Below are 18,926 nucleotides of genomic sequence, written 5' to 3'. Positions count from 1 at the left end.
ACTCACGTTGATCACGTAGGAACATCATGAGCGAAAGCTTTGCTGAACTGTTTGAACAGTCTCTCCAAGACATCAACATGGAGCCGGGCGCCATCGTCGCGGCTACCGTCGTCGACATCGAAGGTGACTGGGTCACCGTCAATGCCGGCCTGAAGTCCGAAGGTCAGATTCCCGCGGCCCAGTTCCGCGACGACAACGGCGAGCTGACCATCGCCGTCGGCGACGAAGTGCACGTCGCTCTGGAAGCCGTTGAAGACGGTTTCGGCGAGACCCGTCTGTCTCGCGAAAAGGCCAAGCGCGCCGAGGCATGGAAGGTTCTGGAAGCTGCCTTCGAGAAGGAAGAGATCGTCAAGGGCGTGATCAACGGCAAGGTCAAGGGTGGCTTCACCGTCGACGTGGATTCCATCCGCGCCTTCCTGCCGGGCTCCCTGGTCGATGTGCGTCCGGTGCGCGACACCACGCATCTCGAGAACAAGGAACTCGATTTCAAGGTCATCAAGCTCGATCCGAAGCGCAACAACGTGGTGGTTTCCCGCCGCGCCGTGCTCGAGGCCGAGAACAGCGCCGAGCGTGAAGCTCTGCTCGCCACGCTGCAGGAAGGCCAGCAGATCATCGGTATCGTCAAGAACCTCACCGACTATGGTGCCTTCGTCGATCTGGGTGGCGTCGATGGCCTGCTGCACATCACCGACATGGCCTGGAAGCGCATCAAGCATCCCAGCGAGATCGTGGCTGTCGGTGACGAAGTCAACGTCAAGGTCCTCAAGTTCGACCGCGAGCGCAATCGCGTGTCTCTGGGCTTGAAGCAGCTGGGCGAAGATCCGTGGGTCAACATCAAGGATCGTTACCCGGAAGGCACCAAGGTGCATGCCACCGTCACCAACCTCACCGACTACGGCTGCTTCGCCGAGCTGGAAGAGGGTGTCGAGGGCCTGGTCCACGTCTCCGAAATGGACTGGACCAACAAGAACATCCACCCGTCCAAGGTCGTTCAGGTCGGCGACGACGTGGATGTCATGGTGCTGGATATCGACGAGGAGCGTCGTCGTATCTCGCTGGGCATCAAGCAGTGCACCGCGAACCCCTGGGAGACCTTCAACGCCCAGTACAACAAGGGCGACCGTGTCTCCGGTACCATCAAGTCGATCACCGACTTCGGTATCTTCATCGGCCTGGAAGGCGGCATCGACGGTCTGGTTCACCTGTCCGACATTTCCTGGACCGAAAGCGGCGAGGAAGCGGTACGCAACTTCAAGAAGGGCGATGAGGCGGAAGCTGTCATCCTGTCCATCGATCCCGAGCGCGAGCGCATCTCGCTGGGTATCAAGCAGCTCGATACCGATCCGGTTGCCGAGTTCCTGGCCGTCAACGACAAGGGCTCCATCGTCACGGGTCGTGTGGTCGAGGTTGATGCCAAGGAGGCTCACGTCGAGCTCGCCACCGACGTCATCGCCGTGCTGAAGGCCTCCGAGATCAGCGCTGATCGCGTTGAGGATGCACGCAACGTGCTGAACGAGGGCGATAGCGTCGAGGCTCGCATCGTCGGTGTGGACCGCAAGAATCGTCAGATCAACTTGTCCGTCAAGGCCAAGGATCAAGACGATACGCGTCGCAACATGACCAAGCTGCGCGAGCAGGATGCCGAGGGCGATGGCCCGACTACCATCGGTGACCTGATCAAGCAGCAGATGGGTCAGGACTGATTCGTCGACGCCAGACGTCTTCGACGAGTCCCATCTCGACACCGCCCCTTCGGGGCGGTGTTTTTTTATGCTTTCAGATTGAGGTGTCTTATATGGGCGACAAAGGACATTAAAATTGACGTTGTGCTTGGGCATTCGGTCTTTTTTATTTGTGCCATATGCTTATATCCTATGCGCAAGCTGGATGCGAAGCGCAAAGTCTATCCATGACTTGCCATCGACATGAGAGCAAGAGTTGCTCATCGTGTTATTAAACGCGATAATAACAAGTGTCCCGAAAATTCCCATCCCGTAAATCAAGGAATATTTAGATGTCTTCACTGCTTAGCAACTACATGCAGAAGGAAGAGCAGCTCAAGCAGCTGCAGGCCGAGCTGGAAAAGCTCGAGAACGACGAGCGTCTCAAGGCGGAGCTGGAGTTCAAGAACAAGCTGCAGGCACTCATGAGTGAGTTCGACAAGAGTGCGACAGATGTGATTGAGCTGCTCAGTCCCAAGACGGCCAGTGGCGGCACTGCCTCCAAGAGTGCTGCTGCCAGCGGCGGCGGCCGTCGCAAGCGCAAGCTGAAGATCTACAAGAACCCCAATACTGGCGAAGTCGTCGAGACTCGTGGTGGCAACCAGAAGACGCTCAAGAGATGGAAGGATGAGTTCGGTGCCGATACTGTCGAGTCCTGGTTGGTTCGTGTGGAAGAATGATCATGCCTTGATCGCCGTTGCCTGGTTATAATACAGGGCAAGGCGACAGCGTCTCGATTTTCGAACAACACTGTCGCCCATTGGGGACAGTGTTGTTTCGTTTACGATTGAGAGATGTCTCCCTGGTGTTCCTGCAAAGTGAACCTGGTCGTCAGCAGGGAACGCCATAGTTTGTTCAGTGTCTATTTGAACTGTCCCTTGTGCTGTCAAGGCCGGGACAGATGCCTTCTCGGAGCAGAGAAGCCGTGCCCTTTGCGTTGTCGTGGGCGGGTGCTCTCGCGCTTCGTGCTGGCTGACAGCAACGGATGATAGTCGCTTTTCAAGCGAGTACACTGGAAGACTCATGCCTCACCAGGCCGGCAACGGTCGGAGTCGTCTTCCCGTCGCGGTTTTACTTGGAACCGATCGGTAGCGAATGAAATATCAGAATTCACGAAAACCCATGGATGAGCGCGAAAAGTTGCGCAAGTTCCGGGAGCTTGATGACGCCTTCGCCCAAGCGTTGCGTGAGCTCGAACAGCCCGATAACACCCTGGATATTCCCACCGGTCCCCCGGTCCGCTCCTTGGCGGCATTAGACGAGGAAGAGCGCCAAAAAGAGCGGGAAGCGATGTTCGAGCATCGTCTCAAGACGTTGATGCAGGACTATGCCCAGCCGGCGGAAAGCGTCAGCCACCTCCTGGAAACCTTGAAGGCGTTGGGCAAGATCGCCTGAGTCTACCTGTCTCGATATCGATAGATGCGCAGACTGGGCAAAAGCGGCGTGTCCTCGAGGCGAGCATCGCTGCGTTTCGCTCGGGTGCGCTTCTCGGGGGGGTGTCGTGGTGGCTGGTTGATATCTGGAAGCTGGCCATTGGCCGTCGGCACGAACAGGGGCAGGGCGACGTTCATTGCCTGTCGTGAGTGGCCGTTGTCGAGCGGTTCGCGAAAGAACAGGTTGGCACGCATCAAGGGGGCTTGGGGTTGGACCTGGGCCAGGGGCTCGCTGTCGGGAAGCCCGGCGAGGGTGCGTAACTGGATGCGGACGTGAGCCGCATCGCTATCGAGCGCCAGCAGCATGCGTTCAGCGTCGCGGACGCTCAGGCGCTTGATGGAGCGTCCGCTGGTATACCAGGCCAGCCGGATGCGGGATACCTCTGCGGGGGCTGCCGGGATGGCTCGCCAGCACTGCTTGAGATGGAGCCGCGCCAGGCCGACACCGTGCAAGTGTGCATGCAGGGCCGGGTGGCGAAAGGGCAGCACGGCCTTGATCTCCGGGATCAGGCCGGGTACCTCGCGGCGTATCTCGGCAAGCTGCTCGGCGAAGGCCTTCTTGGCGGCATTGACTGCCCCGAGCTTCTCCATGACCGCCTCGTTCGCGGCGAACAAGCCAATGTAGCTGCGAGTGCTGCGACCGTCCTGCCCATCCTGATACCAGAAATCGAGCAAGGCACGGTGCAACCAGGCGGCATCCGCTGGAGCCGTTTCGAAGGTCCAGCTTTCGGCGTTGGAAAGACGCCAGGTGTCGACCAGGGCTTCTGCGCGCTCCACCAGGCGGTCGAACGCTGCTTCCAGTTTCGCCAGTAACCGGTACTCCGGCGCTTGTGTGGTCATCGTCACGTCATCGGGTCGTCGCGGTCGGCTCGGGCCAGCATGGCGTCGATATCGGTTTCATCCATGGCGGTCTCGCCGGCAATACGATGGGATTCATCCGCCCAGGCACCCAGGTCCAGCAATCGGCATCGCTTGCTGCAAAAGGGGCGGTAGGGGTTCTCCGATGTCCAGAGAACCTTTTTCCGACATTGGGGACAGGCGATTTCGAGGGGGCGGTCTGTATGGGACTCGGACATGGGGGGCTCGTCGCGGGTTGCGGTGAGGGATTTGTGACAAGGATGACGAATCAGCGTGCCGGGGGCAATCCGGCTAACGCGCGATACTTGCGATCGAGTTCGGCGACCCGGTCGGCCAGGTCTTGCTCGTCACCTTCGTTGAGCAGGATGTCGTCGGCTCGGGAGAGGCGCTCTTCGCGAGACATCTGAGCTGCCACGATGGCGCGGGCCTGGGACTCGTCAACACCGTCGCGGCGCGCCGTGCGGGCGATCTGCAGGGATTCGGGAACATCGATGACCAGGCAGCGGTCGACCAGCTCGGATTGTCCGGACTCGAACAGCAACGGCGAGACCAGCAGGGCGTAGGGAACCTCGCGTTGCCGAAAGTCGTCCAGTCGTTCGTTGAGCCTGGCTCGAATGCGAGGGTGGGTCACGGATTCCAGCCAGTGACGCTCGGCTTCGTCGGCGAAGACGATGTCCCGCAGGGCCCGGCGATCGAGCTGGCCGTCCTCGAGCAGAATTCGGGAGCCGTGGCGACGATGGATCTCGTCGAGTGCCGGCTCGCCTGGTGCAACGATTTCCCGGGCGATATCGTCGGCATCCACCCAGGGGATACCGAGTCGGGCGAAGGCGCGTGCCACCGTCGACTTGCCCGAGGCGATGCCGCCGGTGATACCGATGATCGGAAGTCTTGAGGTCATGTCATGAGAACCATTGAAGATACAACGCCATCAGGGGCTCACCGGCCAGCAGCATTATCCAGCCGGCGAGGGCGAGCCAGGGGCCAAAGGGCATGGGCTGGCCACGCTTCGCGGGGTCGAGGGCTTGGCTCGTCAGGCCGAACAGGGCGCCTCCCGCTGCCGCCAGGATCAACAGCAGGGGCAGATATGGCCAGCCGAGCCAGGCGCCCATGGCGGCCATCAGCTTGAAGTCGCCATGGCCCATGCCCTGCTTGCCGGTCACGCGCTGGAACAGGGCATGAAAGCCCCACAGCGACACATAACCGAGCATGGCGCCAAGTACGGCATCCGGCAAGCCGAGGGGCTGGAAGAGCCAGTGATAGAGCAGGCCGGCCCAGAGCAGCGGCAGGGTCAGGATGTCCGGCAAAAGCTGCAGCCGCAGGTCGATCACCGCCAGGGCGAGCAGGGTCAGACAGGCGCCGAGGAGGAAGGCGGCTTCAAGCGTAGGCCCCTGAAGCGCCAGGATCGTGACAGCGAAGAGGCCTCCGGCGAGTTCCACCAGCGGGTACTGGGCGCTGATCGGCTGTCGGCAATAGGCACAGCGGCCACGCAGTCCGAGCCAGCTGATCAATGGGAGTTTGTGTCGCCAGGCGATGGGCGTTTCGCAGCGAGGACATATCGATGACGGGCTGAGCAGATCGAAGCGAGGCGATGGCTCGGCGTCGAGTGACAGAGCAGCCCGGGCCTCGGCGCGCCAGCGGCGCATCAGCATCACCGGCAGACGGGTGATGACCACATTCAGGAAACTGCCGAGACTCAATCCCAGCAGCGCGGCGAGCGGCCAGAGCAGAAGCGAGGGGAGGGTGCCGGGCATGGGAATCTCCTTCCGTGGTGTCCCTGTCGACCATTGTACGGGTCATGCCGTGGTGTTGTCCGCCTCGCCGGGCCGAAACGGGCTGTCGCGTCGCGGCGGGATGGTCTAGAATCTGCTCCCTCATCTCGTCAGGAACGCGACCATGACCCAGACGCTCGGACCGGTGATGCTGGACCTTGAGGGCCCACGGCTGCGCCGCGAGGAACAGGAACTGCTCCGGCATCCCTCGGTGGGAGGCGTTATCCTGTTCGGCCGCAATGTCGAGGACGCTCTCCAGGTACGCGAACTGTGCCAGTCGATTCGACGGATTCGCCCCGACTTGCTGCTGACCATCGATCAGGAGGGAGGCCGCGTTCAGCGCCTGCGCCAGGGGGTGACGCGGCTGCCATCCATGTCACGCCTGGGGCGCGAGTACGAGGTCGCCCCGGAGGTGGCCCAGCGCCTCTGCCAGGATGCCGGTTGGTTGCTCGGCATGGAAATGGCGGGGTGTGGCCTGGATTTGAGCTTCGCTCCCGTGCTCGATGTCGACAGCGGCCTTTCCTCGGTCATCGGCGATCGCAGCTTTGGCGGTTCCCCGGAAGTCGTCAGCGAGCTGGCGGGTGCCTTTGTCGAAGGGCTCCATGAAGCCGGCATGGCGGCAGTGGGCAAGCATTTCCCCGGCCATGGCGGTGTCGCTGCCGATTCGCATCATGAATTGCCCGTGGACGAGCGCCCACTGCCGTCTCTGATGGCGCATGACCTGGTGCCGTTTCGCGCGCTGGCTACACATCTAGATGGCATGATGCCGGCGCATGTGGTCTATCCCGATTTCGATCATCGACCGGCGGGATTTTCTCCGGCCTGGCTCGGCATGCTGCGTGAGACCCTGGGCTTCAAGGGCACGATCTTCTCGGATGACCTGAGCATGGGCGGGGCCTGCACCGCCGGCACACCGGCCGAGCGGGCTCGGCTGGCCCTGGAGGCCGGGTGTGACATCCTGCTGGTCTGCAATGACCGGGCCGCTGCCCTTGAAGTGCTGGAAGCCTGCCAGGGGCAGACGTCCAAGCGTGGCGGCAGACTGCGTTACGCTCGTGCCCGCCCCGATCTCGATGCCATGAGCGCATTGGCGCGCTGGCGTCGCGTGCATGCCCGCCTCGAGGCCATGGCCGCCGACTGACGTTCCCTTGACACTGCAACAACGAGCCTTCGATGCCTAAACTCGATGCCGATGCCCTTCCGTCCCTGGCCGACATGCGTGAGGTCATGGAGAGTGCCGACTGCCTGATTTCCCAGGAGGAAGTCGAGCGTGCCCTGGACCGCATGGCCGACGAACTGACCCGTGACCTCGGTGACAGCCTGCCGGTTTTCTATTGCGTGATGAACGGGGGCTTGATCACCACTGGCCACTTGTTGACCCGCCTGGGCTTCCCTCTCGAAGTCGATTATCTGCATGCCACTCGCTATCGTGGCGGCACTCGCGGTGGCGAACTGTTCTGGCGCGTGTCGCCGGAGATCCCCATGGCCGGCCGACACGTGGTTATCGTCGACGACATCCTTGATGAAGGCGCGACCCTGGCGGCCATTCTCGATTATTGCCGGGAGGCCGGTGCGGCGAGCATTGCCACGGCGGTGCTCGTGGACAAGCGGCATGATCGCAAGGCGGTGCCGGGTCTCAAGGCCGACTATTGCGGTCTCGAGGTCGCCGATCGCTATGTGTTCGGCTATGGCATGGACTACAAGGGATACTGGCGCAACGCGCCAGGCATCTTCGCACCGAAGGGGATGTAACGCGTGTCGGGCGTCGGCCTCGTCATCGGGGCCGACGTTACCCTGTCGTTGTCGTTCCGTTCCGCTGTGGCCGGGCTTGACCTCGAGCCGCCGGGCGTTGTCACGGGACGGTGATGACTACCGCCGGACGGGACGCTTCTGCAGCTTGCGTTGCAAGGTGCGGCGGTGCATGCCAAGCGCTCGGGCGGTAGCGGAAATGTTGCCGTCGTGCTCCTGCAGCACTTTCTGGATGTGCTCCCAGGTCAGTCGATTGATCGAGGGAGGCGTTTCCGCCACTTCGGCCTCCGGGTCGCCTTCCTCCCGGGACAGCGCGGTCAGTACCTCGTCGGCGTCGACCGGCTTGCACAGGTAGTTGACGGCGCCGAGCTTGATGGCTTCGACGGCGGTGGCGATGCTCGAATAGCCCGTCAATACCACTATGCGGCAGTCTGGCACCAGTTCCAGCAGCTCCGGCAACAGCTTGAGTCCGGACTCATGTTCCAGCTTGAGGTCCAGGGTCGCGAATTCCGGCTGGTGGAGGCGTGCCAGCTCAAGGGCCTCGCTGCCGTCGTGGGCGACCAGGACCTCGAAGTTGCGTCGCGTCATCGCGCGATGAAGCACATGGCGGAACATTTCGTCATCATCGACGATCAGCAGGCGTTGGGGTGTCTCTTGCATGTTCCTTGTATCCTCGTTCAGGCGTCGGTTCAGGCCGAGGTATCGCTACGAGGCAGGCTGACCTCTGTCAGGGTGCCGCCTTGCGGATGATTGTACAGGCTCACGCCCCCGCCAAAGCGGTTGATGGTGGCGTGGGTCAGAAACAGGCCGATGCCGAGTCCCTTGCTCTTGGTGGAGACGAAGGTGTCGCCGAGCTGGTCGGCGATCGACAGGGCGACACCCGGGCCGTGGTCGCGAATGTCGATGACCACTTCCTCGATGTTCCAGTCCATGTGAATGGCAATGTCGTTGGGGTTGGCGTCGGCGGCGTTGTTGAGCAGGTTGGTCAGTGCCTGGTCCAGGGTGGCGTCCACCGCCAGCTTGGGCTGGCCGCGCTTGTCGGCGATCTCGAGGTGATGATCGACATCGGGGCGCAGCACCAGCCAGCGTTGCACCACGCTGTTCAGCCATTCCTTGGCATCGCGCACCTCGGGATTGGCCATGCGGCGACGATCCGCATTGTCGACCAGGTGGCGCAGGCGCGCCTTGCAGGTATCGACCTGTTCGCGGAGCAGGTCGATGTCCTTCTCCAGCCGGGCATCGCCGGCGACATCTTCGCGCATCTCGCTCAGCAGTACCGCCATGGTGGACAAGGGGGTGCCCAGCTCATGGGCGGTACCGGCGGCTTGCGTCGCCACCGCGAGCACCTGCTCGTTGCGCAGTGCCGACTCTCGGGTACGGGACAGCGACTGTTCACGATTGCGCAGCGCGCGGGCCATTTTGTAGATGAAGAAGGTCACCAGCCCCGCCGAAAGCCCGAAGTTGAGCCACATGCCCAGGGTGTGCAGATTGACCCAGCTCTGGGCATGGGGCATGCCGAGCTGAGGGACGGGATGATAGAAGAACATCAGAAAGCTGTAACCGGCCATGCCGGCGACGGCGACCGCCCAAGCGTGGCGCCAGGGCAACGTCGCCGCGGCGATGGTCACCGGCACCAGGTAGTAACCGATGAAAGGGTTGGTGGAGCCGCCAATGAGATAGAACAGCAGGGTAAGACCCGCGATATCGGCGAGCAGGTGGGCGAGGTACTCACCGTGCGTCACCGCCCAGGGGCGCCCGAGGCGCCACCAGGTGCCGATGTTGATCAGGCTCATCGCCGCCATCACGGCGATCACCGCAGGAATATCCAGCACGAAGCCGAGTCCGGCGATGCCGATGATGACGCCGATCAGAAAACCGGTCCAGGTGATGCCTCGAACGATGGTCAGACGTACCAGGTTACGGTTCGGAGTGGACAGCGGTAATGGCAAAGGGGCTTGCATGGACGCTCCGCGATCGAGACGGACCCCGATGATAACCGATCCACCCTAGGCTTGGCCTTGCATGGGGCGCGACGCTATGTCGCCCCTTTGGACCAGGGAGGCGGGGGCGATGCCGGCAGGGTCAAGCCTCCTGTCGTTTCAGTTCACTCCAGGCCGCATAAGTGCTGAGAAAGACGCGGCCTGACAAGTCGTCGAGGAAATGGCTCTTCTTGAGGCGATCCATCACGGGCCCCTTGACCTCAGCCAGGTGCAGGGTGACGCGGGAATCCTTGAGCCGAGCGTTGATGGCGTCGAGGCTTTCCAGCGCCGAGGCGTCGATCAGGTTTACTGCCGAGCAGATCAGCACCACGTGTTCCAGTTCCGGGCGGCTGGCTACCAAGGTGTAGACGGTATCCTCCAGGTAGCGGGCATTGGCGAAATAGAGGCTTTCGTCGATGCGCAACAGTGCCAGGTGGCTGAAGGTTTCGGCACTGTGGCGTGTGACGCTACGGAAATGCTCGGTGCCCGGAATGCGGCCGACCAGGGCGCTGTGGGGGCGGCTCGTGCGATACAGGAAGAGGCCGATGGACAGCGCGACCCCGCTGATGATACCGGCTTCGACACCCTCGGCGAGCGTCAGCAGGATGGTCAGCGCCATGGCCGAGAAATCGCTGCGTGAATAGCGCCAAGTCTGTCGAATCAAAGGGATGTCCACCAAGGTCAGCACGGCCACGATGATGGTGGCGGCGAGGGTGGCGATGGGCAGGTGACGAAGCAGCGGCGTCAAGGCAAGGGTGACCAGGGCGATACCGACAGCGGCGAAGGCGCCGGCCATGGGAGTTCTGGCGCCGGATTCGAAGTTGATGACGGTACGTGACAGGCCGCCGGTGACGGGCATGCCGGCAGACAAGGCGGCGGCGATGTTGGCGCCTCCCAGGCCGAGCAGTTCCTGGTTGGGCGAGATGCGTTCGCGGCGCTTGGCGGCCAGCATCTGCGCCATGGAGATCGATTCGACGAATCCGACCACGCTGATCAGCAGGGCCGGCACGAGCAGCTCCTGCCACAGGGGCAGATCGAGGGTCGGGAAGGTCAGAGGGGGCAGGCCTTTCGGTATATCACCGACTACCGCCACGCCCCGCGCTTCCAGGTCCAGCCACCAACTGAGCAGGGTCGTGATGATAACGGCGAAGACCGGACCGGCTCGGGTACAGAGGGTTGCCAGGCCCTTGGGCATGCCGATTGCCGTCAAGGTCATCTTGCCGTAGCGACGCAGGAGGAACAGGAACGCCAGGCAACCGGTCCCCAGGACGAGCGTCGGCCAATGCAGGGTATCGAGGTGCGTGGCCAGTCCTGTGAGCAGTGACAGGGCCGTGTAACCCGCCGTGTCGATGCCGGACAGGTGAGTGAGCTGGCTGATGGCGATCAATAGTCCCGAGGCGGACAGGAAACCGCCGATCACGGGGTGGCTGAGGAAGTTGGCGAAAAAGCCAAGGCGTAGCAGGCCCATCACCAGCAGCATGGCCCCGGACAGCAACGATAAGGTGAGAGCGGCATCCAGATAGGCCGGCGAGCCTGGCGGTGCCACGCCCGAAAGGGCCGCACCGGTCATCAGCGCTATGATGGCTACCGGCCCGACAGCCAGGGTGCGACTGGTGCCGAGCAGCGCATAGGCCAGCAGCGGCAGGATGCTGGCGTACAAGCCGACGACTGCCGGGAGGCCGGCGAGGATGGCATAGGCCAGTGATTGGGGAATCACCATGACGGTGACGATCACGCCCGCCAGCAGGTCGGCACCGAACAGACGACGGGTGTAGTGGGGAAGCCAGGTCAGTATCGGAAGATATTTCTTGAGCATCCAGGCCAGTCGCAGGTGAATGAATCGAAGGGCAAATTCTCCGACAGCCTAAACGATCCGCGGGTGTCGGTCAGCGATAACGTGCCAGAAAACGCGTATCCAGATACCGCTTGGCGAGCAGGGCCAGCCGGCCACCCCACCAGTGGCGTCCTCGAAGGGCGAGCCCCTGGCCGTCGCCCAGGTCGAGAATCGACAAGGCATATCGCCGAGGAAGATAGCGAGCCGATGGTGCCTTGCCCGTCAGGCTGGCGACGAGGTTGGCGAGCAGGACAGGTGCCTGGCGGACGCCATGAACCCCTAGCCGGGGAAGGCGGTACCCGTCCAGGGCTGCACAGTCGCCGGCGGCAAAGACCTCGGGGGTGGCGGGGCTCTGGAGGGTTTCGGTCACGACCAGGCCGCGTTCCGCTCGCGCCGGAAGTCCCAGTCGTTCGATGACGGCCGGGGCGATCAGGCCGGTGGCAATGATCAGGTGATCGGCATCGGCTGGCGCTGCCTGGGCATGAGGTCTTACCTGGATGTCCAGCACCTCGAGACGTTGTCTCAGCCAGGCGACGGCGCCGGGAGGTGCCTGGCTCAGCAGGCCGCTATGCCCGGTCAGCAGAATGATCTCCGCGGTGGCGCCATGCCACCTGGCCAGGGCACGCAGGTTGCAGGCCACTTCTACGCCGCCGGCGCCGCCACCCAGCACCACCAGTCGGAGCGTCTTGCCGAGAGAGAAGTCGCGCGCAAGGCGCAGTCGCAGGGCGAGCAGGCAGGGAATTGGCTTGACCGGCCAGCATTCGAGGCCATCGGGGAGAGGCGTCGGATATCGAACGCTGGACCCGATGTTGAGTGACAGCAGGGTATAGTCCAATGTCCGGCCATCGTCGAGATGCGCCTGGCGCTGCCGGGCATCGAGCCCGACCAGACGTGCGCGACAGGCGTCGGCCCCCTGGCGACGGGCCAGGGCGGCAGGATCAATGCGGTCGGCCTCGGGTGAGCAGCGACCGCCCAGCATGCCGGTGGCCAGGCCCGAATACCAGAAGCCGCCCGGATCGACCAGCACGAGACGCTCGACCGGCAGACGATGACGATGACGCAGCAGGTGCAGGTGGGCATGGCCTGCTCCGATCAGCAGTAGGGTGCGGCGTGTCATGAGCTCGCCATGTCAGGCTTCGTTGGCTTCCCTGGGGCGATCTTGCCAGGCTGTCCAGGAGTAGAGGGCCAGGCTGAACCAGATCAGGATGAAGGTTGCCAGTTGCGTTGGCGCCAGGGGCTCGTTGAACACCAGCAGGGCGATCAGGAACTGGATGCTCGGGTTGAGATACATCAGAAAGCCCAGGGTGGCCAGACGCAGGCGGCGAGCGGCACCGGCAAAGGCCAGCAGGGGCAGTGCGGTGATCACGCCGCTGGCGATCAGCAGAAAGGTGCTGCGGTAGTTGGCCAGGAAGTGGGACAGGCCGGCTTCACTGAGCCAGGCCAGTGCCAGCAGCCCGAGCGGCATCAGCAGCAGGGTTTCGACGAACAGGCCGGAGAGGCCGTCCAGCGGCACCTGCTTGCGCAGCAGACCATAGGTTCCGAAGGTCAGTGCCAGGGCCAGGCTGATCCAGGGCACCTCGCCGAGCATCACCAGTTGAATGATGATGGCGATGCCCGCCAGGGCCACGGCGACTCCCTGTAGAGGCCGCATGCGTTCACGCAGTACCAGCAGGCCGAGCGTCACGTTGACCAGCGGGGTCAGGAAGTAGCCGAGGCTGGCCTGGAGCACCTGGCGGCTCTCCACGGCATAGATGTAGAGCCCCCAGTTGAGTCCGATCAATATCGCGCAGGCGAGAACACGCCCGAGCCGACGTGGATGGCGCAAGGCCTCGGCGACTGGTGACCAGCGGCGCAGCAGGGTGACCAGCCCCACCAGGAACACGCAGGACCACAGGACCCGGTGAATGAGTACCTCGTAGGCGGGGATCCCCTCGAACAAGGCGAAGAAGAGCGGGAAGCACCCCCACATCAGGTAGGCGGTGAGGCCGAATCCGACCCCCTTGCCGGCGTCGGGGGAAACGGTTTGAGTCCTTGGCATGTTAAGCTTCCTAAGAATGTCCGACCTATCATAGGGCCGGTATCGTTTCGATGCCATGGCTGCGCGATGCCGGTGTCTCGATTAGGCTGAAGACTGTCCCGTTCGACGATGGAGTCCCTGTATGACCGAGCTGCGAACGACCCTGGTGCAGTGCGACCTGCGCTGGGAGGATCCCGATGCCAACTGCCGAATGCTCGAGGAGACGCTGGGTGATCTCGGTGCCGATCAGACCGACTTGATCGTGCTGCCGGAGATGTTTGCCACCGGGTTCACCATGAACTCGAGAGAAATGGCCGAGCCCATGGATGAGAGCGCGACTGTTGCCTGGTTGCGCGACCAGGCCGTGCGCCGTGGCTGCGTGATCACCGGCAGTGTGGCGGTGGTCGAGGGGGAAGAGTGCTTCAATCGCCTGCTCTGGGCACGACCGGACGGTAGCCTGGTCAATTACGACAAGCGTCACCTGTTCCGCATGGCCGGCGAGCACGAACGTTATGCCATGGGGCACGAACGGGTGATCGTCGAACTCAAGGGGTTCCGGATTCTGCTCAGCGTCTGTTATGACCTGCGCTTCCCCGTGTGGCTGCGCCAGCAGCCGGCCCCCGGCGAACACTTCGAATACGATGCCTTGCTGTGCGTCGCTAACTGGCCGGCGCCGCGTCGGCATCCCTGGCGCGTGCTGCTGCAGGCCCGTGCGGTGGAGAACCTGTGCCCGGTGATCGGCGTCAATCGCGTCGGCGAGGATGCGAAGGGGCTCGGCTACGCCGGCGACTCCATGCTGATCGATGCCAAGGGCGAGGCGTTGATCGATGAACCCAGGGATGTGCCCTTCGTGAAGACCGGCACCTTGTCGCTGGACGACCTGCAAGCCTTCCGCGAGAAGTTTCCCGCCTGGCGCGATGCCGATCATTTCACCCTGTCGGACGGAGTTGGCGAGTGATGCGACTGGATCGTTTTCTGGCGGAAAGCACCGACCTGACGCGAAGTCTGGCCAAGCGTGCTCTGATACGTGGTGAAGTCAGCGTCAATGGTGAACTGGAGAAGAAGGCGGCCCGCCATGTGGAAGAGGCCGATCGGGTCGTCTGGCTGGGAGAGTCCCTCTCCTTGGTGGGGGTGCGCTATATCATGCTGCACAAGCCCGAAGGCGTGGAATGCACGGCCCGGCGTGGCCTCTATCCCCGCGCGGTGGATCTGCTCGATGTCCCCAAGGCCGAGCGCTTGAAGCCGGTCGGTCGTCTCGATGTCGAGACGACGGGCCTTTTGCTGCTGACCGATGATGGCCAGTGGTCACACCGTATCACCTCGCCGCGTCGGCGTTGTGCCAAGGGGTACATGGCCCAACTGGCGCGTCCCCTCGAGGGTGATGCGGCCAGGCAGGCGGTGGACGCCTTTGCCGAGGGCATCGTGCTGGAGGGGGACGAGGCACCGACCCGGCCTGCCGAGTTGACGATACTGGATGCCCATCGCGCGAGGCTGGTCATCGATGAGGGCCGTTATCATCAGGTTCGGCGCATGTTCGCTGCCATCGGCAACCATGTCGAGGCGCTGCATCGCGAATCCATCGGGCCGCTGCTCCTCGATGACGCACTGGCTCCCGGAGAGTGGCGTGAACTCGAGCCGGAGGAGGTGGCGTTGTTCTGAAACGGTGGCGTCTGTGGTGGCAATGTGGCGTCCACGCTCGCCATCAGGCGTTTCTCTCTATCATTATACCGTTATCTTGGCGGTTGGCCGCCCAACTCACATCGAGAGGCATGGACCGACCCGACGAAATTCGTTAACATTCTAACTTTTAACATTCATTGTTGTATGTATAGCCCGTCGGAGCCCATGCATGTCACGCTTGCCTGCCTTTTCTCGTCATTGCGCACTCCCTTGGCTGTCGGCGCTGCTCGTGGTGGTCGCGAGTCCCGCCGATGCCGACGGGCTCTTCACGCTCAAGAGCGAGAACGACATCTATTCGGGTGGCTCGGATGGCCACTATACCAATGGCCTTGAAGCCACCTGGTCCTTCCAGACGTCGCCCGAACACTGGCTGAACGACCTGGCCGATAGGTTGCCGGGTTGGTCCAGTGGTGAACTGGATGGCGGGGCCTATCGACTTTCGCACCAGATCTATACGCCTCTCGATATCGGCGAGGAAGCTCTGGACGTATCGGATCGTCCCTATGCCGGGGTGTTGCTGGGGGGCGTGTCACTGTTCGACAGTACTCCCCATGATGACTGGCGTCGCCTGCGCACCCTGAATCTCGATGCCGGTATCGTCGGGCCGGCCGCTGGTGGCGAGACCATCCAGCGCGAGCTGCACCACGTGCTCGACTCCGAAAAGCCCCGAGGCTGGCAGTATCAGTTGCATAACGAGCCGATCCTCAACTTGTCCTACGAGACGGCCTGGATCGGTAGGGAGCACCTGAATGGATTGGAGGTGGAGTACGGGCCGAACCTGGGGTTCGCGTTGGGCAATCTCTATACCTATGGGTCGGTCGGCGGCGGGGTGCGACTTGGCGAGAACCTGAGCCGTAGCTTCGGTATCCCGTCGATTGCGCCAGCCCAGGGTGGACGCTCCTTCTTTCTTCCCGATCAGGGATTTGGCTGGTATGCCTTTGCGGCCCTGAAAGGGCGCTACATGGCCCATAACTTGCTGCTGGATGGCAATACCTTCGAGGACAGTCATTCCGTCGATCGCGAGGAATGGGTCGGCGATGCGCTGGTCGGCGTGGCATTCAACTGGGATCGCTGGCAGCTTTCCGTCACCCACGCATGGCGGACCAAGGAGTTTCGGGAACAGCCCGAATCCGACAGCTTCGGCTCGCTGTCGCTGGCCTTCTGGTACTAGGCAACGGCAAGCCGTAGCACCGGGAGTCGTTCATTGCGGCAGGGCCGGCTGACGTTCCTGCAGCCCCGCGGCCTTCACCAGGGCCTTCGTGTAGTCCGTGGCGGGATGTTCCAGCACCGCAAGACAGTCGCCGCTTTCCACCATTTCACCATCCTTCAGTACCAGGATCCGATGTGCCATGGCGCGCACCACTGCCAGGTCGTGGCTGATGAACAAATAGCTGATGCCTCGGCGACGTTGCAGTTCACGCAGCAGGCTGACGAGTTGCGCCTGGACACTGCGATCCAGCGCCGAGGTCGGCTCGTCGAGCACCACCAGTTCAGGGGCCATGATGATCGCGCGAGCGATGGCAATGCGCTGGCGCTGGCCGCCGGAAAATTCGTGAGGATATCGCGAGGCGCAGCCCTCGGGCAGACCGACTTCCTTCAGGGTGCCATGGACATGACGTTCCACCTCGTCGGCGCCAAGTTCAGGGTGGTGGAAGCGCAATCCTTCGCTGATGATGTCCGATACCGGCATGCGAGGCGAGAGGGAGCCAAAGGGATCCTGAAAGACGACCTGGAAGCGACGGCGTTGACGGCGCAAGTCACCACCGCTCAGGCGGTCCAGTCGCGTGCCGTCGAAATCGAGGGTGCCGCGACAGGGCACAAGGCGCAGCAACGCCTGGGCGAGCGTACTCTTGCCGGAGCCGGATTCGCCGACGATGCCAAGCGTTTCGCCGGGTGCTATCTGCAGAGCCAGGGGTTTGACCGCCTCGAAGGGAGCGGGGCGCCGCTGGAAGAGACGTTTGGGGCGCTGGAAGCTCACGGCGATGCCTTGGGCATCGAGCAGAGGCGTCCTGGCGGCGGCGAGGGGGGCGGGACGTCCACTTGGTTCGGCATCCAGCAGGGCGCGTGTATGGGAACTTTGCGGTGAGCTGAAGACGTCATCGACGACGCCCGTTTCCTGGGCCTGTCCCTTGTGCATGACGCACACTCGATCAGCGTGGTGGCGCACCAGGTTGAGGTCGTGAGTGATGAACAGCATCCCCATGTCCTGCTCATCGCGCAGCTCGGCCAGCAGGGCCAGAATCTCGCGTTGCACCGTGACGTCCAGTGCCGTGGTCGGCTCATCGGCGACCAGCAGTCGCGGAGCGTTGGCAATGGCCATGGCGATCATCACCCGCTGGCGCTGGCCACCGGAAAGCTGGTGGGGCCAGGCATCGAGAAGCTCTGCGGCGCGCGGCAGGCGAACGCGTTCTAGCAGCTCATGGCAGCGCCGGCGTGCGGCCTTGCCCGTCATCCCCTGGTGCAAGCGCAATACTTCGCCGATCTGCTTGCCGACAGTATGCAGAGGGTTGAGGGAGGTCATGGGCTCCTGGAAGACGAAACCGACCCGGCCACCGCGCACGGCTTGCCACTCCCGGTGCGAAAGGCTTGCCAGGTCGAGGCCTTCGAGCCGTCGGCCACCGCTCAGTGAAGCGCTGGAAGGCAGCAGGCCGAGTGCGCCGAGTGCCGAGACAGACTTGCCGGAACCGGATTCGCCGACCAGGGCCAGGGTCTCGCCGCGTTGCACTTCCAGGGACAGCGATTCGACCACTGGCGTGCCGTCGAAGGCGATGGTCAGGTCATCGAGCTGGAACAGAGGCTGGTCAGGCATCGCGCAGGGCCCTCGCGTCGGTGGTGCTCGTGCCGGCGTGCTGGATATGACGGGGGTCGAAGGCATCCCGCAAGCCTTCGCCGATGAATACCAGCAGCGAGAGCATGATCGACAGTGTCATGAAGGCTGTGATGCCTAGCCAGGGGGCCTGGAGATTGTTCTTGCCCTGGGCGACCAGTTCGCCCAGCGAAGGCGAGCCAGGGGGCAGGCCGAAGCCGAGGAAGTCCAGGGCGGTCAGGGTGGTGATGCCACCGGTGAACAGGAAGGGGATGAAGGTCAGAGTGGCCACCATGGCGTTGGGCAGCACATGGCGCCACATGATTAGCCGCGAGGGCAGCCCCATGGCGCGGGCGGCACGGACGTACTCGAGGTTGCGGGCGCGCAGGAACTCGGCGCGGACCACATCGACCAGCCCCAGCCAGGAAAACAGCAGCATGATGCCGAGCAGCCACCACAGGTTGGGTTCCACCAGGCTGGCCAGGACGATCAGCAGGAACAGCACCGGCAGGCCCGACCAGATCTCGGTGAGGCGCTGGCCGATTAGGTCGACCTTGCCGCCGAAATAGCCCTGAACACCGCCGATCACGACACCGAGCACGAGGGAGCCGGCGGTGAGTACCAGCGCGAAGACCACCGACAGGCGAAAGCCGTAGATCACCCGAGCCAGGACGTCGCGGCCCTGATCGTCGGTGCCCAGCCAGTGCTCGCCGTCCGGAGGCGAGGGCGCCGGGTGGCGCAGTGCCATGTCCAGGGTATCGTAGGAATAGGGAATGGGCGGCCAGAGCATCCAGCCATCCGCCTCGATGGTCTCTCGGGTGTAGCGATCGCGATAGTCCGCCGGTGTAGGAAGAAAACCGCCGAACTCGGTGTCGGGATAGTCCACGAGCAGCGGGACATACCAGTCCCCCTGGTATTGCATCAACAGTGGCTTGTCGTTGGCCACCAGTTCGGCACCGAGGCTGAACACGAACAGTGCCATGAATATCCATAGTGATATCCGGGCGCGTCGGTTGCGTCGGAAGACATCAAGCCGGCGGCGCGTAATGGGAGACAAGCGAGATGTCGCGGCATCGAGCATGA

Annotated in this window: 19 protein-coding genes; 8 read left to right on the top strand and 11 right to left on the bottom strand. The window is 63.0% G+C overall.

The features are described 5' to 3' along the window. Nucleotides 1-26 precede the first annotated feature (26 nt). The 3 genes from rpsA (at nt 27) to A9O65_RS13090 (ending at nt 3,116) form a co-directional block, all read left to right on the top strand. On the top strand, nt 27-1,703 hold the full coding sequence (gene rpsA, locus A9O65_RS13100; protein WP_064698531.1) for a 30S ribosomal protein S1: 1,677 nt from the start codon (nt 27-29) through the stop codon (nt 1,701-1,703). A gap of 311 nt (nt 1,704-2,014) precedes the next feature. Next, entirely contained in the window at nt 2,015-2,401 is a 387-nt protein-coding gene (locus A9O65_RS13095) for a histone-like nucleoid-structuring protein, MvaT/MvaU family (protein ID WP_064702319.1), read from the top strand. A 442-nt stretch (nt 2,402-2,843) separates the two neighbouring features. Next, nucleotides 2,844-3,116 carry a hypothetical protein gene (locus A9O65_RS13090; RefSeq protein ID WP_244534410.1) on the top strand — a complete coding sequence of 91 codons (273 nt, stop codon included), beginning with the start codon at nt 2,844-2,846 and terminating at the stop codon, nt 3,114-3,116. Nucleotides 3,117-3,118: 2 nt separating this feature from the next. On the opposite strand, the gene A9O65_RS13085 is transcribed toward A9O65_RS13090, so the two are convergent. Genes A9O65_RS13085 through A9O65_RS13070 form a run of 4 tightly spaced genes read right to left on the bottom strand, consistent with a single transcriptional unit; the run spans nt 3,119 to nt 5,763 of the window. Beyond that, nucleotides 3,119-3,994, bottom strand: coding sequence for a hypothetical protein (locus A9O65_RS13085; RefSeq protein ID WP_064698528.1), 876 nt, complete (start codon nt 3,992-3,994; stop codon nt 3,119-3,121). Between the two features lie 2 nt (nt 3,995-3,996). Continuing rightward, entirely contained in the window at nt 3,997-4,230 is a 234-nt protein-coding gene (gene yacG / locus A9O65_RS13080) for a DNA gyrase inhibitor YacG (protein ID WP_064698527.1), read from the bottom strand. A gap of 50 nt (nt 4,231-4,280) precedes the next feature. Next, a complete protein-coding gene (gene coaE / locus A9O65_RS13075) occupies nt 4,281-4,910 on the bottom strand; it encodes a dephospho-CoA kinase (RefSeq protein ID WP_064702318.1) in 630 nt (209 codons plus the stop codon). A gap of 1 nt (nt 4,911) precedes the next feature. Continuing rightward, nucleotides 4,912-5,763, bottom strand: a complete 852-nt coding sequence (locus A9O65_RS13070) for a prepilin peptidase (protein ID WP_064698525.1) — start codon at nt 5,761-5,763, stop codon at nt 4,912-4,914. Nucleotides 5,764-5,905: 142 nt separating this feature from the next. On the opposite strand from A9O65_RS13070, the gene nagZ reads away from it, so the two are divergent. Both nagZ and A9O65_RS13060 read left to right on the top strand, forming a co-directional pair. Further along, nucleotides 5,906-6,919, top strand: a complete 1,014-nt coding sequence (gene nagZ / locus A9O65_RS13065; RefSeq protein ID WP_064698524.1) for a beta-N-acetylhexosaminidase — start codon at nt 5,906-5,908, stop codon at nt 6,917-6,919. 32 nt (nt 6,920-6,951) lie between these two features. Then, the gene (locus A9O65_RS13060; protein ID WP_064698523.1) at nt 6,952-7,530 is read left to right on the top strand and encodes a hypoxanthine-guanine phosphoribosyltransferase; all 579 of its coding nucleotides are present in this window, start codon (nt 6,952-6,954) and stop codon (nt 7,528-7,530) included. Nucleotides 7,531-7,647: 117 nt separating this feature from the next. Here A9O65_RS13060 and A9O65_RS13055 read toward each other — a convergent pair whose 3' ends face one another. The 5 genes from A9O65_RS13055 to rarD all read right to left on the bottom strand — a co-directional run bounded on the left by A9O65_RS13055 (nt 7,648) and on the right by rarD (nt 13,378). Further along, nucleotides 7,648-8,187 (bottom strand): response regulator transcription factor, encoded by a 540-nt coding sequence (locus A9O65_RS13055; protein WP_064698522.1) that lies wholly within the window; start codon nt 8,185-8,187, stop codon nt 7,648-7,650. A gap of 29 nt (nt 8,188-8,216) precedes the next feature. Further along, nucleotides 8,217-9,488 carry an ATP-binding protein gene (locus tag A9O65_RS13050; protein ID WP_064698521.1) on the bottom strand — a complete coding sequence of 424 codons (1,272 nt, stop codon included), beginning with the start codon at nt 9,486-9,488 and terminating at the stop codon, nt 8,217-8,219. A gap of 121 nt (nt 9,489-9,609) precedes the next feature. Beyond that, nucleotides 9,610-11,322, bottom strand: coding sequence for a SulP family inorganic anion transporter (locus A9O65_RS13045; RefSeq protein ID WP_064702317.1), 1,713 nt, complete (start codon nt 11,320-11,322; stop codon nt 9,610-9,612). Nucleotides 11,323-11,392: 70 nt separating this feature from the next. Beyond that, entirely contained in the window at nt 11,393-12,457 is a 1,065-nt protein-coding gene (locus tag A9O65_RS13040; RefSeq protein WP_064702316.1) for an NAD(P)/FAD-dependent oxidoreductase, read from the bottom strand. Between the two features lie 12 nt (nt 12,458-12,469). After that, nucleotides 12,470-13,378 carry an EamA family transporter RarD gene (rarD, locus tag A9O65_RS13035; RefSeq protein ID WP_064698518.1) on the bottom strand — a complete coding sequence of 303 codons (909 nt, stop codon included), beginning with the start codon at nt 13,376-13,378 and terminating at the stop codon, nt 12,470-12,472. A gap of 121 nt (nt 13,379-13,499) precedes the next feature. Between rarD and A9O65_RS13030 the strand changes: the two genes are divergently transcribed. The 3 genes from A9O65_RS13030 (at nt 13,500) to A9O65_RS13020 (ending at nt 16,208) form a co-directional block, all read left to right on the top strand. Beyond that, entirely contained in the window at nt 13,500-14,315 is an 816-nt protein-coding gene (locus tag A9O65_RS13030) for an amidohydrolase (protein WP_064698517.1), read from the top strand. After that, on the top strand, nt 14,315-15,016 hold the full coding sequence (locus A9O65_RS13025) for a pseudouridine synthase (protein ID WP_064702315.1): 702 nt from the start codon (nt 14,315-14,317) through the stop codon (nt 15,014-15,016). The genes A9O65_RS13030 and A9O65_RS13025 overlap by 1 nt, the downstream gene beginning before the upstream one ends. A gap of 190 nt (nt 15,017-15,206) precedes the next feature. Then, nucleotides 15,207-16,208: a lipid A deacylase LpxR family protein gene (locus A9O65_RS13020; RefSeq protein ID WP_082919927.1), complete on the top strand. Its 1,002-nt coding sequence runs from the start codon at nt 15,207-15,209 to the stop codon at nt 16,206-16,208. Between the two features lie 30 nt (nt 16,209-16,238). Here the strand turns inward: A9O65_RS13020 and A9O65_RS13015 are convergent, their stop codons facing one another. After that, nucleotides 16,239-17,846: an ABC transporter ATP-binding protein gene (locus A9O65_RS13015; protein ID WP_064702314.1), complete on the bottom strand. Its 1,608-nt coding sequence runs from the start codon at nt 17,844-17,846 to the stop codon at nt 16,239-16,241. After that, complete coding sequence (locus A9O65_RS13010) at nt 17,839-18,924, bottom strand: ABC transporter permease (protein ID WP_064702313.1); 1,086 nt, start codon at nt 18,922-18,924, stop codon at nt 17,839-17,841. The genes A9O65_RS13015 and A9O65_RS13010 overlap by 8 nt, the downstream gene beginning before the upstream one ends. Nucleotides 18,925-18,926 lie beyond the last annotated feature (2 nt).

The sequence above is a fragment of the Halomonas caseinilytica genome (assembly GCF_001662305.1).
GTDB classification, from domain to species: domain Bacteria; phylum Pseudomonadota; class Gammaproteobacteria; order Pseudomonadales; family Halomonadaceae; genus Halomonas; species Halomonas caseinilytica.
Note: the sequence above shows the minus strand (reverse complement) of the source record. Positions and strands in the feature narration are given on the sequence as shown.

Coding starts and splice junctions, on each gene's coding strand:
- rpsA (WP_064698531.1), top strand. CDS start 27: ATGAGCGAAAGCTTTGCTGAACTGTTTGAACAGTCTCTCCAAGACATC.
- A9O65_RS13095 (WP_064702319.1), top strand. CDS start 2,015: ATGTCTTCACTGCTTAGCAACTACATGCAGAAGGAAGAGCAGCTCAAG.
- A9O65_RS13090 (WP_244534410.1), top strand. CDS start 2,844: ATGGATGAGCGCGAAAAGTTGCGCAAGTTCCGGGAGCTTGATGACGCC.
- A9O65_RS13085 (WP_064698528.1), bottom strand. CDS start 3,994: ATGACCACACAAGCGCCGGAGTACCGGTTACTGGCGAAACTGGAAGCA.
- yacG (WP_064698527.1), bottom strand. CDS start 4,230: ATGTCCGAGTCCCATACAGACCGCCCCCTCGAAATCGCCTGTCCCCAA.
- coaE (WP_064702318.1), bottom strand. CDS start 4,910: ATGACCTCAAGACTTCCGATCATCGGTATCACCGGCGGCATCGCCTCG.
- A9O65_RS13070 (WP_064698525.1), bottom strand. CDS start 5,763: ATGCCCGGCACCCTCCCCTCGCTTCTGCTCTGGCCGCTCGCCGCGCTG.
- nagZ (WP_064698524.1), top strand. CDS start 5,906: ATGACCCAGACGCTCGGACCGGTGATGCTGGACCTTGAGGGCCCACGG.
- A9O65_RS13060 (WP_064698523.1), top strand. CDS start 6,952: ATGCCTAAACTCGATGCCGATGCCCTTCCGTCCCTGGCCGACATGCGT.
- A9O65_RS13055 (WP_064698522.1), bottom strand. CDS start 8,187: ATGCAAGAGACACCCCAACGCCTGCTGATCGTCGATGATGACGAAATG.
- A9O65_RS13050 (WP_064698521.1), bottom strand. CDS start 9,488: ATGCAAGCCCCTTTGCCATTACCGCTGTCCACTCCGAACCGTAACCTG.
- A9O65_RS13045 (WP_064702317.1), bottom strand. CDS start 11,322: ATGCTCAAGAAATATCTTCCGATACTGACCTGGCTTCCCCACTACACC.
- A9O65_RS13040 (WP_064702316.1), bottom strand. CDS start 12,457: ATGACACGCCGCACCCTACTGCTGATCGGAGCAGGCCATGCCCACCTG.
- rarD (WP_064698518.1), bottom strand. CDS start 13,378: ATGCCAAGGACTCAAACCGTTTCCCCCGACGCCGGCAAGGGGGTCGGA.
- A9O65_RS13030 (WP_064698517.1), top strand. CDS start 13,500: ATGACCGAGCTGCGAACGACCCTGGTGCAGTGCGACCTGCGCTGGGAG.
- A9O65_RS13025 (WP_064702315.1), top strand. CDS start 14,315: ATGCGACTGGATCGTTTTCTGGCGGAAAGCACCGACCTGACGCGAAGT.
- A9O65_RS13020 (WP_082919927.1), top strand. CDS start 15,207: ATGTCACGCTTGCCTGCCTTTTCTCGTCATTGCGCACTCCCTTGGCTG.
- A9O65_RS13015 (WP_064702314.1), bottom strand. CDS start 17,846: ATGCCTGACCAGCCTCTGTTCCAGCTCGATGACCTGACCATCGCCTTC.
- A9O65_RS13010 (WP_064702313.1), bottom strand. CDS start 18,924: ATGCTCGATGCCGCGACATCTCGCTTGTCTCCCATTACGCGCCGCCGG.